We start from the raw sequence: 12,075 nt of genomic DNA, 5'->3' as shown, positions 1-12,075 counted from the left end.
CGCGCTACTCCGAGCCGAGCAGCTCCTCCCGCCGGCCCTCTGTCTCCTCACGCAGTGCCTGCACGACGGCGGCTACCGCGGGTCGGCGCATGGAGTCCGGTCGGAGGACCATCCAGTAGGGGAGGAGTTCGGCGAAGTCCGAGGGCAGCAGCCGCACCAGGTCAGCGTGCCGGTCAGCCATGAAGCACGGCAGGAAGCCCACGCCGGCTCCGGCCCGCGTCGCCTCAACATGCACGAACACGTTGGTTGAACTCAGTCCATCGCGCATGGTCGGAACCAGCCGCCGAGGAGCATCCAAATCGTCCACTTGAAGCATTGAATCCACGAAATACACAAGCTGGTGCTGCGTCAGTTCCTCAATGCTGGAAGGCGTTCCATGTTCCGCCAGGTAGGCGCGCGAGGCGTACATGCCCAGCCGGTATTCGCCGAGCCTTATGGCTTCGGCGCGATGCACCTGCGGGGTCCCGACCACCACTTCGATGTCCAGGCCCGAGCGCTGTTGCAACGCCCGACGCGTCACGGTCACGATCTCAACGCTGAGCCCAGGATGCTCCCTTCGCAAACGGGCTACTGCTGGCGCGGCGATATAGGCGCTGAAGCCATCAGTCGCGGTCATGCGTACGACGCCGGTAATCGGGTCGGGTGCGCGGTCGCTCGGTCCCAGAGCACTCACCGCAGCTTCGATCCGCTCTGCAACCAAAACGGCTTCGACGCCGAGCTCGGTTACTTCCCAACCACCCGCCGCGCGCGCCAAAACCCTGCCGCCGAGCGCCTTCTCCAGCGCCGCTATCCTTCGCGAGACGGTGGTGTGGTTCAGCCCCAGGGCTTGTGCCGCCGTCGTAAATTTTCCTGAACGTGAGACGGCAAGGAAGATGAGTAGGTCATCCGGGTTCGGGTTCATATCTGCAATTCTGCACACATAGGGTGCCACTTTGGTCATTGAGTGCAGAAGAATCTGCAGCAATACTCAGTGGAGCATTTCGTGTTGTGGATCACATCACGTTCAAAAGGGTCAAAGAGGACACTGAGGAGATGGATATGAGCGTAGAGCAGCGCTCCGCATCAAGAGCAGGGAAGGGCGCCGGCGAGGGTTCCGGGCTCAAGAAGATTGTCGCGGCGTCTATGGTTGGCACCGTGGTGGAGTGGTACGAGTTCTTCCTCTACGCCACGGCCGCCACATTGGTTTTCGGCAAGTACTTCTTCCCGAGCACTGGCAGCGAACTGGACGGCATCATTCAGGCCTTCATCACGTACGCTGTCGGCTTCGTGGCCCGTCCGCTCGGCGGAATCGTGTTCGGTCAAATCGGCGACAAACTGGGACGCAAGCCCACGCTTCAGCTGACCATCGTGATCGTAGGCGTCTCAACGTTCCTGATGGGCTGCCTGCCGGGCTTCATGGAAATCGGCTACTGGGCACCGGCAATGCTGGTGGCTCTCCGCTTCATCCAGGGCTTTGCGCTTGGTGGCGAGTGGGGCGGCGCTGTATTGCTGGTGGCTGAGCACAGCCCCAACAAGTCGCGTGGTTTCTGGTCCTCGTGGCCGCAGGCAGCAGTCCCGGTGGGTAACCTCCTGGCCACGCTGGTCCTGTTCGTCATGTCCACAGTCCTCAGTAGCGAAGCCTTCCTCGGTTGGGGCTGGCGCGTCGCATTCTGGTTGTCCGCAGTGATCGTGTTCGTCGGCTACTACATCCGCACCCACGTCACCGAGGCCCCGATCTTCCTTGAAGCCAAGGCACAGGTGGAGGAGTCCAAGGCCATCAGCTACGGCGTCGGCGAAGTCATCCGCAAATATCCCAAGGGCATCCTCCAGGCCATGGGCCTCCGCTTCGCAGAGAACATCATGTACTACCTCGTGGTGAGCTTCGCGATCGTCTACCTCAAGAGCGTCCACAAGTACGACACCTCCTCGCTCCTGCTGGCACTCTTGATCGCCCACGTCATCCACTTCCTGGTCATCCCGCAGGTCGGACGCCTCGTGGACTCGTGGGGACGCAAGCCCGTCTACCTTGTAGGCGCAATTGCCGGCGCAACCTGGCCGTTCTTCGCCTTCCCGATGTTCGACACCAGGAACGCCGTGATCATCGTGCTCGCCGTGACCATCGGCCTCTGCCTGCACGCCTTCATGTACGCAGGACAGCCGGCCATCATGTCCGAGCTCTTCCCCACCCGCATGCGCTACTCCGGCGTTTCGCTCGGTTCGCAGGTCACCTCGATCTTCGCCGGCTCACTCGCGCCACTGCTGGCAACCCAGTGGCTCAAGGACACCGGATCGTGGGTTCCCACCGCGATTTACCTGGTGGTCGCTTGCGCCATCACCATCGTGGCCGTTGTGTCACTGAAGGAAACCAAGGGCATCGCGCTGCAGGAAGTGGACCAGGCCGATGCTGTGCGGCATGGACTGGCAACGGCCGGCACTGGCTCGAGTCACGGCATGAAGGGCTAGCTCCATGGACAACTCCTTGAACGGACGCAAAGCACTGGTGACCGGCGGTGCGAGTGGAATCGGGGCGGCCTGCGCCCGGGCACTCGCCGCACGCGGGGCGAAAGTAGTAGTGGCCGACGTCGATGCCTCCGGAGCTGCGGCCCTCGCCGATGAGCTGGGCGGCACGGCTTGGACGGTGGATCTGTTGGACGTCGATGCACTTGCCACCCTGAGCCTCGACTGCGACATCCTGGTCAACAACGCCGGGATCCAGAAAGTTGCGCCGATCGAGGAGTTCGAACCCGCGGAGTTCCGGCGGATCCTTGCCCTGATGTTGGAGGCTCCGTTCCTCCTCATCAGGGCCGCCCTCCCGCACATGTACGCCAACGGCTTCGGCAGGATCATCAACATCTCATCGGTCCACGGGCTCCGGGCTTCGGCCTACAAGAGCGCGTACGTGTCCGCGAAGCACGGCCTCGAGGGGCTCAGCAAGGTCACTGCTTTGGAGGGCGGCGAGCACGGAGTCACCTCAAACTGCATCAACCCCGGGTATGTCAGGACCCCGTTGGTGGAACGACAGATCGCCGATCAGGCCCGGCTCCACTGCATCCCCGAGGCCGAGGTCCTGGCCAAGGTGATGCTCACAGAGTCTGCTGTGAAACGGCTGGTGGAGGTGGAGGAAGTTGCGTCGCTGGCAGCATGGATGGCCTCCGACGACGCCGGCATGGTCACCGGCGCGAGCTACACGATGGACGGCGGGTGGTCGGCGCGATAGCCGGCCCCCGCGAGATGCCAGTTAATGCCAATGTTCGGCGTGAACATTGGCATTATCTGTAGTTTCGGCGCGGAGATCCGGGCTAACTTTGGCCGCCGATGATTGCCTCGGCATTATCGAAGGCCCAGGTCACCAGGGGTATAAGCAGTGCCGTGAGCTCGCGGCCGCGTTCAGTAAGGCTGTAGTCCACGCGCGGCGGGATGACGGGTTGTGCGTCGCGGCGTACCAGCCCGTCCCGTTCGAGCGTTTTCAGGGTTTGGGCCAGCATTTTTTCGCTGACGCCCTCAGCACGTCGGCGCAGTTCGCTCCATCGCTGATCGCCTTCGGAAAGTGAAAGCAGGATCAGCACTCCCCATTTGCTGGTGATGTGGTCCAGTACTGTTCGGCTGGGGCAGCCGGCAGGGAAGACGCCGTCGGCGACGGTGGCAGGGAGGGTACTTACTTTCATGTCAGTACCTTACCTTAAAGTGCGTACTCTCTTTCGGGAAGTTATCTATGGAAGCGCTGGTTGTGATCGGTGACCGACCATCAACTTCCTTGAAAGGAACCCGTCATGAGCATCGTCATTACCGGAGCAACAGGCCAGCTGGGCCGTCACGTCATTGAGGCCCTCCTTGAACGCAATGTGCCCGCTGACAGCATCGTCGCCACCGGGCGCTCCATCGAAAAGCTGTCCAATTTCGTCGCTAGCGGCGTTCGCGCCGCTGCAATGGACTACGACGACGCTGCGTCGGTCGCCCAAGCGCTTAAGGGTGCCACCAAGGTCCTTCTCATTTCGGGAAGCGCCGTCGGCCAGCGGGTAGAGCAGCACCGCACGGTTATTGAGGCGGCAAAAGCCGAGGGTGTTGAGCTTCTGGCCTACACCAGCATTGCCAACGCAGACACCACCCGCATGAAGCTGGCAACAGAGCACCAGGCCACGGAATCCATCCTCAAAGAATCCGGCGTCCCCTTCGTCCTCCTTCGCAACAGCTGGTACATCGAGAACTACACCGACCAGTTGCCGGGAACGCTGGCTCAGGGAGCGCTTGCGGGCAGTGCCGGAAACGGCAAGGTTAGCGGTGCCTCCCGCGCAGACTACGCGCAAGCTGCGGCCGCAGTTCTGGTTGCGGAGCACCAGGCCGGCCGGATCTACGAGTTGGGCGGGGACGAGGCATTTACCTTGGACGAGCTGGCCGCCGAAATTAGCGCTGCATCAGGCAAGTCCATCGAATACCGAGACCTCCCGGCAGACCAATACGCCGATCTCCTGACGGGCGCAGGGGTACCGGAAGGCTTCGCGCAGATCCTGGCCGATACCGATCTGGGCATTGGCCGCGGCGACCTTTTGGTGACCACCGGTGATCTCAGGAAACTGATCGGGCGCCCGGCAACTGCCTTGTCCGAGGCCGTCCGCTCCGCTGCTGCTGCCATCTGAGCCGAGCCCCCTCACGAGATGCCAGTTAATGCCAATGTTCGGCGTGAACATTGGCATTAACTGCAGTCTCGGCGCGGGCAGTTAGGCCGTCTCGTCCACCAGCTCTGCCCGGCGCAGCCCACCACCGCGCACCCACAGCTTGTAAGCCACGAACAGGAGTACGAGCCAGGAACCGCCTACGTACAAGGCAACACGCGTGTCCTCGAAGACGCCCAGGATCACGATCACCATGGTCATGAACGCCATGGTCAGGATCGACGCGACAGGCCACAGCGGCGAACCAAACTCCGACGCCGGCAGGCCCTTGCGCTTGATCTCCCGTTTCATGGCGACGTGCGAAGCAAGGATCATCACCCAGACCCACACGGTGGCAAACGTAGCGATCGAGGCAATGAGCACGAAGACGTCCTCGGGAATGACAGCGTTCAGGATTACGCCGACCAGCAGGATTCCGCCCATCATTACCACGGTCATCCACGGAACTCCGTGCCGGGAGATCTTGCTAAAACTCTTGGGCGCGTGGCCTTGCTGAGCCAAACCGAACAAGATGCGACCGGCCCCGAAGATGTCGCTGTTGATCGCAGAGAGAGCGGCCGTAATGACCACGGCGTTGAGAATGTGGGGCGCTGCGGGGATGCCGAGGCCATCAAAGATCTGCACGAACGGACTGCCGCTGCTGCCAATCTCGTTCCACGGGAAGATGCTCATCAGCACACCCAAAGTCAGTACGTAGAACAACAAAACGCGGACAGGCACGGTATTAACCGCCTGCGGGATGACCTTCTTGGGGTTTGTGGCCTCGCCGGCGGTAATACCGATCGTCTCGATCCCGCCAAAGGCAAACATCACGACGGCGAACGCGGCCAGGAGCCCCTCGAAGCCGTTCGGGAACAAACCGCCGTGATTGACGAGGTTCCCTAGCCCCGGTGCCACGCCACCGCCGTCGCCCGTTTGGAAGCCGAACACAACGATCGCCGCACCGCCGACGATCATGGCGATAATCGCTACCACTTTAATGAGCGAGAACCAGAACTCGAGTTCGCCGAACACCTTCACGCTGAGCAGGTTCATGGCGCCCAGGAACAGGATGATCGCGAGTACCCAGATCCATCTGTCCACCTGTGGGAACCAGAAGCCCATATAGATACTGAAGGCGGTGACGTCGGCGATGGCCACGATCGCCATCTCAAACACATAGGTCCATCCGGTCACGAAGCCTGCGAACGGGCCGAGGTACTTGCTTGCGTACTGGCCGAAGGAGCCGGACACAGGGTGTCGGACGGCCATCTCGCCGAGTGCACGCATCACCATGAACACGGCCGCGCCGCCGATAATGTAGGCAAGCAGGACTGCTGGGCCGGCTTTTTGGATGGCGGAAGCGGACCCGTAGAAGAGGCCCGTGCCGATCGCTGATCCGAGTGCCATAAAGCGGATGTGGCGGACGTTGAGGCCTCGGCTGAGCGCCGTACCCGCGGCTTGGAGGACAGAGCTCTCCGCAGCCAGCTTGGTTTGTTGCATAGTAAAACCTTCTCGTCTTTGGGAGGGGATCGCTATCCAGCAGATCACTTTTGGGGCGCTTGTGATGGGACTCACGGGGGTTTGGTGTCTTTGATCGCAGACAGTCCAGTGCGGTTCGAGCCGACTCTGTCCGGTATTCCAGACATGTAGCATACGTCCGGACTGGTGGTTGCACTGCGAAGGGTGCACGCTGGAGTACGGGATACCGGACAGCAAAACAGTTCCACGATCCTGAAGCCCGAGCAGTGAGGAAGCATGACAACGACGACAACCGCCCCAGGCAAGGCCACGTCAAAAGTCCCAGCCGCCGAAAATACGCTGCGAATCTTGAAACTGTTGGCCTCGCGCCGCGGTCCGATGGCGGCGTCGAACATCGCAACGGCGCTAGGCCTGCCGCGGTCCAGCGTGTACCACCTGCTCGGCGTGATGGAAGCGAATGGCTTCGTCCTGCACCTGCATGAAGAGCAGCGCTACGGGCTGGGCATCAGCGCGTTCGAGCTCAGCTCGGCATACTCGAGGCAGGAGCCGTTGTCCCGGCTAGGCCGCCCAATGCTTGCTTCGCTGGTTGACGTCATCGGTGAGAGTGCGCACTTGGCGGTGCTCCATGGCCGTGACGTTCTCTACATCGTGGAAGAACGCGCCAAGAACCGTCCGAGCCTGGTGACCGACGTCGGCGTCCGCCTGCCCAGCCACCTCACTGCCTCGGGCCGCGCAATCCTTGCCGCCCTGCCAAAGTCACAGGTTCGCGCCCTTTATCCGAACGCCGCCGCCTTCACGTCGCGGCACGAGGTGGAGTTCCCGATCATGAAGTACTCCGCGTTGTCATCCCATCTGGACCAAGTGCGGCAGCGTGGCTACGCCACGGAAAACGGGGAAATCACGCCAGGTTTCGGATCCATCGCCGCCGCTGTGACGGACCATGTGGGATGGCCGACGGCGGCAGTCGCCGTCACGTTCTTGGAGGACAAAGTGCCGGCTGAGCAATGGCCGGTGCTGGCTGCCCGCATCCGTAAAGCGGCAGACGAACTGTCCGTGCGAATCCACGGACGCCCCGCGGGCTAGCGCGGTCCCGACGCTTCCCGCTCGACGAGTTTACGGAAGGTTTCCAGTTCACCTCGGAAGCTACCCCGGTAGGACCCCATGGCGAAAAGTCGCCCGAAGATTCCGGCGATAACTCCCCGGGTCACGAACTCCTGGTGGATGCGGGTGCCCTCTCCCTCGCTGGCAAACCGCACATCTGACTCGCCCTTCAGGATGGCATTGCCGAAGCGCGTGTGGATGTGCCAAGGCCGCTCAACCTCAAGGATTTCGGTGGGGCTGGCCATCCGCCCGAACCACAGGGTGTAGCGGCTGCCGGGCACGTCGATCGAACCAACGAGGTCGCTCACCCGGGTGACTCCGCCGATCCACTCGGGGTACCGGTCAAGATCCGTCCAGGTCGCGAAAACGTGTTCGGGTGGTGCTGCGACAAAGGTCGATACACGGAACGTTGCCATGGGTCCAGCATGCGCTCATTGTCGCCTAAAGGCGAGGGGCTGGGTGGGTCTGTAATCCCGGACAGCACCACTCCAAAAGCCGTTCCGGCCGCTTGATAAAGGGGCTTTAGTAGAAGCAGAAGATCTTTCCACCACACACTTCCCACAGACGAAGGAGTCCCCATGGCACCCGCCGATTTCACTTCTGGTGCCCGTCCGGTTAAGGCCGCGCGGGGTACTGAGCTTACTGCCAAGTCGTGGCAGACCGAGGCGCCGTTGCGCATGTTGATGAATAATCTGGATCCGGAGGTTGCTGAGCGTCCGGATGATTTGGTGGTGTACGGCGGTACGGGTCGTGCGGTCCGGTCGTGGGCTGCGTTTGATGCGATCACCCGGACGCTGGAGACGATGGAGAAGGACGAGACCCTTCTGGTGCAGTCGGGCAAGCCGGTGGGTGTGTTCCGCACCCATGAGTGGGCTCCCCGGGTGTTGTTGGCGAACTCGAACTTGGTGGGGGATTGGGCGACGTGGCCCGAGTTCCGCCGGCTTGAGGCTGAGGGTTTGATGATGTATGGGCAGATGACGGCCGGGTCGTGGATTTACATCGGCACCCAGGGCATCTTGCAGGGCACGTACGAAACGTTCGCCGCGGTGGGGAACAAGCTCGCTGCGGAGGGCCGTCACCCCGCCCCGGCGCCGGCTGGTTCCACGGAGGGCCCGCTGGCTGGCACGCTGACCCTGACTGGTGGTTGTGGTGGCATGGGCGGCGCGCAGCCGCTGGCCGTCACGCTGAACGATGGTGCGTGCCTGATTGTGGACGTGGACGAGACCCGCCTGCGCCGTAGGGCCGGGAAGCGGTACCTGGATGAGGTCGAGACGGATCTGGATGCTGCGATCAGGAAGGTCCAGGCCGCGAAGGATGAGCGCCGTGGCTGGTCCGTGGGGTATGTGGGCAACGCCGCTGAGGTCTTCCCCGAACTCCTGCGCCGGCATAAGGCCGGCGAGGTGACCTTTGATGTGGTCACGGACCAGACGTCCGCGCACGACCCCCTGAGTTACTTGCCGGAGGGCATCACCGTGGCCGAGTGGCATGTTGAGGCCGGGGCGGATCCGGAAGGCTTCACGAAGAAGGCCCAGGCCTCGATGGCACGTCAGGTCCAGGCGATGGTGGAGTTCCAGGACGCCGGGGCTGAGGTGTTTGATTACGGTAACTCCATCCGTGATGAGGCCCGCACGGGCGGGTACGAGCGGGCGTTTGAGTTCCCCGGGTTCGTTCCGGCGTATATTCGTCCGTTGTTCTGCGAGGGTCTTGGCCCGTTCCGCTGGGTCGCTTTGTCGGGGGATCCGGAAGACATCGCCGTCACGGACAAAGCGATCAAGGAGTTGTTCCCGGAGAACAAGCACCTGCATAAGTGGTTGGATGCTGCGGCGGAGCGGGTGGAGTTCGAGGGCTTGCCGGCACGTATTTGCTGGCTCGGGTACGGTGAGCGGGCCAAGGCCGGGTTGTTGTTCAACCAGTTGGTCAAGGAGGGCAAGGTCAAGGCCCCGATCGTGATCGGTCGTGATCACCTGGACTCCGGTTCGGTCGCGTCTCCGTACCGGGAGACCGAGGCCATGGCTGACGGGTCCGACGCGATTGCTGACTGGCCGTTGCTGAACGCGCTGATCAATACCTCTTCGGGTGCTACCTGGGTTTCGATCCATCACGGCGGTGGTGTCGGGATTGGCCGGTCCCTGCACGCCGGGCAGGTTTCCGTGGCTGACGGCACCGACCTGGCCGCGGAAAAGCTCGAACGGCTGTTGACCAACGACCCCGGCATGGGCGTCATCCGCCACGTCGACGCCGGCTACGACCGCGCCGTCGAGGTCGCCAACGAACGCGGCGTCCGCATCCCCATGCCCCCGAGCACCCTAACCTCGCAAGCTCGGTCAGGGAACCCTGCTCGCGTGGCCCCAGAGAAGTAGGCAACACAAGTGACTATTACTACCCACGAACAGCTCACCGTCACCCTCGGCTCCAGCGGCGTAACCCCGGAAGACGTCGTCGCCGTCGCACGCCACGATGCCAAGGTGACCATCTCCCAGGATGCCCTGGATAACGTCGCCAAGGTCCGCGCCCACATCGACAGCCTCGCCACCAGCGACGTCCCCGCCTACGGCATTTCAACGGGCTTCGGCGCGTTGGCCAACCGCCACATCCCCAACGACCTCCGCACGCAGCTGCAGAAGTCGCTGATCCGCAGCCACGCAGCGGGCATGGGTCCGGCGGTTGAACGCGAAGTGGTCCGGGGCATCATGTTCCTCCGCGCCAAGACCCTCGCATCCGGCCGCACGGGTGTCCGTCCCGTTGTCCTGCAGACCATGGTGGACGTCCTCAACGCCGGCATCACCCCGCTGGTCCGCGAGTTTGGTTCGCTCGGCTGCTCCGGCGACCTCGCCCCGCTGTCACACTGCGCCTTGGTACTGATGGGCGAAGGCGAAGCAACCGGTCCCGACGGCGAGCTTTACGGCGCTCCCGGAAGCAGACCGTCGCTGAGCTGCTCGCGCAGCACGGCATCGAGCCGGTCACCCTCGCGGAGAAGGAGGGCCTGGCCCTCGTCAACGGCACCGAAGGCATGCTCGGGATGCTGCTGATGGCCATCGCCGACATCCGCATGTTGCTTGCGACGGCGGACATCACCGCCGCGCTCAGCGTCGAGGCACTGCTGGGCACCGACCAGGTGTTCCTGCCGGAGCTCCACGCCGCGCTCAGGCCGCACCCCGGGCAGGCTGCCAGCGCGGACAACATGCTGCGCGTGCTGTCCAACTCGCCGATTGTCGCGTCCCACCGGATCAACGACACCAAGGTGCAGGACGCATACTCGCTGCGTTGCGCACCGCAGGTTGCCGGCGCAGTCCGCGACACCGTAGACCACGCAGCGTTGGTAGCTTCCCGCGAACTCGCTGCAGCGATCGACAATCCGGTGGTCCTCCCGGACGGCCGCGTCACGTCCAACGGCAACTTCCACGGCGCCCCCGTGGGCTACGTCCTGGACTTCCTGGCGATCGCCGTCGCGGACCTCAGCTCCATCGCCGAGCGCCGCACGGACCGCATGCTGGACCCGGCCCGCTCCCACGGCCTCCCGGCCTTCCTGGCTGGGGACCCCGGCGTCGATTCCGGCCTCATGATCGCCCAGTACACGCAGGCCGGCCTGGTTTCGGACAACAAGCGCCTGGCCGTGCCGGCTTCGGTGGACTCCATCCCGAGCTCCGCCATGCAGGAAGACCACGTGTCCATGGGCTGGCACGCTGCCCGGAAGCTGCGCAAGGCGGTGGAGAACCTCCGCCGCGTGCTCGCCGTCGAGCTTGTCACCAGCGCCCGCGCCATCGACATGCGAACGCAAATGTCCGACGGCGAACTCACCCCGGGACCGGCCGGCACGGCAGTGCTTGAGGTGCTTCGTCAAGTGGTTCAGGGCCCGGGCGCTGACAGGTTCCTGTCACCCGAGCTGGAAGCAGCTGACCGTTTGGTCGGCTCCGGCGCGGTCCGCGCGGCCGCCGAATCCGCCGTCGGGATTTTGGCCTGACGTCGAATAAGACGCTCATTTGATGGGCATATTTGTCATGCCCCGGTCTTTGTTCGCAACGCAATCACCGGGGCGTGGCAAATGTAGTAAAACTTATGGTGTACGTCACGTCCACGCCAACGATGTCGTGGGCTTGACGGTCAACCGTTCACACAACTCAATACACAACAGAGAACATCCACAAAGGGGTAGAAGTTCAATGAAGGCACGCGGAGCAGTCCTGTCCAGGCGAAGCGCTCACACGGCTACGGTTACCGACTGGAAGACGCTGAAAGTTGGCGAACGGGTGGAAGTGGTCAAATACGCGCACGTGATCGCCGCCGGTCGCATCGAGGAAATTTCCGGTAGCGGGAACGTGGTGTGGCTTGAGCACTCGGGGCCCGGGGTCACCGAAGAGGGCAAAGAACTGTTCATGAAGTCCGACGGCGTGACTCTTCGCCGGGCGTAGGCACCCAACTGAGTCGCAGTTAAGCGCGTTTTGGACGCTCAAAACGCGCTTAAATGCGACCTACTTGGGTGGGGATAGCTGTTGAAACACAAACCGGGGCTCGTTCCCTTTCCGCGGGTAGTAGATGCGGAAAGGGAACGGGCCCCGGTTTTTTGTTCGTTGCCGTGACTGCCGTTAGGTGTGGCAATCAGGCAGCGAGTACTTCGCGGGTCTGACCGAAGGGAACGGATTCGTCCAGAGCCACTGTGTAGGTGCCGGGTTCGTGCCGGGTCACCAAGATGCCGCAGTTAGCGTCTGCTGCTGCGTTTTCGATCAGGGCATCCACGGCGCGGTCGAGTCCGTCGTGGATCTCGTCTGCCTTGGAAAAAGACAGACGAATTTCGCGTTCTGCAATCATTGCAGGGGTCATTTGGGGGCCTCCTATTACTTGCCGCATGCGAGGGCGACCCATCAAT

At 62.8% G+C, this 12,075-nt stretch carries 11 protein-coding genes and 1 pseudogene; 7 read left to right on the top strand and 5 right to left on the bottom strand.

Going from position 1 to position 12,075, the window contains the following annotated elements:
- Positions 1 to 4: 4 nt before the first annotated feature.
- Complete coding sequence (locus tag AC0J5Z_RS00160; protein ID WP_475036578.1) at positions 5 to 901, bottom strand: LysR family transcriptional regulator; 897 nt, start codon at positions 899 to 901, stop codon at positions 5 to 7.
- A 137-nt stretch (positions 902 to 1,038) separates the two neighbouring features.
- Between AC0J5Z_RS00160 and AC0J5Z_RS00155 the strand changes: the two genes are divergently transcribed.
- Positions 1,039 to 2,442, top strand: a complete 1,404-nt coding sequence (locus tag AC0J5Z_RS00155; RefSeq protein WP_475036577.1) for an MFS transporter — start codon at positions 1,039 to 1,041, stop codon at positions 2,440 to 2,442.
- 4 nt (positions 2,443 to 2,446) lie between these two features.
- A complete protein-coding gene (locus tag AC0J5Z_RS00150; RefSeq protein WP_475036576.1) occupies positions 2,447 to 3,196 on the top strand; it encodes a 3-hydroxybutyrate dehydrogenase in 750 nt (249 codons plus the stop codon).
- Between the two features lie 82 nt (positions 3,197 to 3,278).
- Here AC0J5Z_RS00150 and AC0J5Z_RS00145 read toward each other — a convergent pair whose 3' ends face one another.
- Positions 3,279 to 3,644 carry a winged helix-turn-helix transcriptional regulator gene (locus AC0J5Z_RS00145; protein WP_091464815.1) on the bottom strand — a complete coding sequence of 122 codons (366 nt, stop codon included), beginning with the start codon at positions 3,642 to 3,644 and terminating at the stop codon, positions 3,279 to 3,281.
- Positions 3,645 to 3,749: 105 nt separating this feature from the next.
- Between AC0J5Z_RS00145 and AC0J5Z_RS00140 the strand changes: the two genes are divergently transcribed.
- The gene (locus AC0J5Z_RS00140) at positions 3,750 to 4,613 is read left to right on the top strand and encodes an SDR family oxidoreductase (protein ID WP_475036575.1); all 864 of its coding nucleotides are present in this window, start codon (positions 3,750 to 3,752) and stop codon (positions 4,611 to 4,613) included.
- 81 nt (positions 4,614 to 4,694) lie between these two features.
- Here the strand turns inward: AC0J5Z_RS00140 and AC0J5Z_RS00135 are convergent, their stop codons facing one another.
- The gene (locus AC0J5Z_RS00135) at positions 4,695 to 6,131 is read right to left on the bottom strand and encodes an amino acid permease (protein WP_475036574.1); all 1,437 of its coding nucleotides are present in this window, start codon (positions 6,129 to 6,131) and stop codon (positions 4,695 to 4,697) included.
- A gap of 255 nt (positions 6,132 to 6,386) precedes the next feature.
- On the opposite strand from AC0J5Z_RS00135, the gene AC0J5Z_RS00130 reads away from it, so the two are divergent.
- Positions 6,387 to 7,193, top strand: coding sequence for an IclR family transcriptional regulator (locus AC0J5Z_RS00130; protein WP_475036573.1), 807 nt, complete (start codon positions 6,387 to 6,389; stop codon positions 7,191 to 7,193).
- Here AC0J5Z_RS00130 and AC0J5Z_RS00125 read toward each other — a convergent pair.
- The gene (locus AC0J5Z_RS00125; protein ID WP_475036572.1) at positions 7,190 to 7,627 is read right to left on the bottom strand and encodes an SRPBCC family protein; all 438 of its coding nucleotides are present in this window, start codon (positions 7,625 to 7,627) and stop codon (positions 7,190 to 7,192) included. The two genes, AC0J5Z_RS00130 and AC0J5Z_RS00125, sit on opposite strands and share 4 nt — an antisense overlap.
- Positions 7,628 to 7,789: 162 nt before the next feature.
- Between AC0J5Z_RS00125 and AC0J5Z_RS00120 the strand changes: the two genes are divergently transcribed.
- The 3 genes and pseudogenes from AC0J5Z_RS00120 to AC0J5Z_RS00110 all read left to right on the top strand — a co-directional run bounded on the left by AC0J5Z_RS00120 (position 7,790) and on the right by AC0J5Z_RS00110 (position 11,620).
- Entirely contained in the window at positions 7,790 to 9,571 is a 1,782-nt protein-coding gene (locus tag AC0J5Z_RS00120) for a urocanate hydratase (RefSeq protein WP_475036571.1), read from the top strand.
- A 9-nt stretch (positions 9,572 to 9,580) separates the two neighbouring features.
- Positions 9,581 to 11,172, top strand: a pseudogene (gene hutH, locus AC0J5Z_RS00115) (histidine ammonia-lyase).
- Between the two features lie 199 nt (positions 11,173 to 11,371).
- Complete coding sequence (locus tag AC0J5Z_RS00110) at positions 11,372 to 11,620, top strand: hypothetical protein (protein WP_475036570.1); 249 nt, start codon at positions 11,372 to 11,374, stop codon at positions 11,618 to 11,620.
- A 187-nt stretch (positions 11,621 to 11,807) separates the two neighbouring features.
- Here AC0J5Z_RS00110 and AC0J5Z_RS00105 read toward each other — a convergent pair whose 3' ends face one another.
- Complete coding sequence (locus tag AC0J5Z_RS00105; RefSeq protein WP_017198995.1) at positions 11,808 to 12,029, bottom strand: hypothetical protein; 222 nt, start codon at positions 12,027 to 12,029, stop codon at positions 11,808 to 11,810.
- Positions 12,030 to 12,075 lie beyond the last annotated feature (46 nt).

The organism is Paenarthrobacter sp. TRD_SC_7, assembly GCF_056156245.1.
The sequence above is the reverse complement of the archived record's forward strand: the minus strand, read 5'-3'. Positions and strand labels throughout refer to the sequence as shown.

Bases quoted from the DNA above. Each gene is read 5' to 3' on its own strand.
- AC0J5Z_RS00160 (WP_475036578.1), bottom strand. From the start codon at position 901: ATGAACCCGAACCCGGATGACCTACTCATCTTCCTTGCCGTCTCACGT.
- AC0J5Z_RS00155 (WP_475036577.1), top strand. From the start codon at position 1,039: ATGAGCGTAGAGCAGCGCTCCGCATCAAGAGCAGGGAAGGGCGCCGGC.
- AC0J5Z_RS00150 (WP_475036576.1), top strand. From the start codon at position 2,447: ATGGACAACTCCTTGAACGGACGCAAAGCACTGGTGACCGGCGGTGCG.
- AC0J5Z_RS00145 (WP_091464815.1), bottom strand. From the start codon at position 3,644: ATGAAAGTAAGTACCCTCCCTGCCACCGTCGCCGACGGCGTCTTCCCT.
- AC0J5Z_RS00140 (WP_475036575.1), top strand. From the start codon at position 3,750: ATGAGCATCGTCATTACCGGAGCAACAGGCCAGCTGGGCCGTCACGTC.
- AC0J5Z_RS00135 (WP_475036574.1), bottom strand. From the start codon at position 6,131: ATGCAACAAACCAAGCTGGCTGCGGAGAGCTCTGTCCTCCAAGCCGCG.
- AC0J5Z_RS00130 (WP_475036573.1), top strand. From the start codon at position 6,387: ATGACAACGACGACAACCGCCCCAGGCAAGGCCACGTCAAAAGTCCCA.
- AC0J5Z_RS00125 (WP_475036572.1), bottom strand. From the start codon at position 7,627: ATGGCAACGTTCCGTGTATCGACCTTTGTCGCAGCACCACCCGAACAC.
- AC0J5Z_RS00120 (WP_475036571.1), top strand. From the start codon at position 7,790: ATGGCACCCGCCGATTTCACTTCTGGTGCCCGTCCGGTTAAGGCCGCG.
- AC0J5Z_RS00110 (WP_475036570.1), top strand. From the start codon at position 11,372: ATGAAGGCACGCGGAGCAGTCCTGTCCAGGCGAAGCGCTCACACGGCT.
- AC0J5Z_RS00105 (WP_017198995.1), bottom strand. From the start codon at position 12,029: ATGACCCCTGCAATGATTGCAGAACGCGAAATTCGTCTGTCTTTTTCC.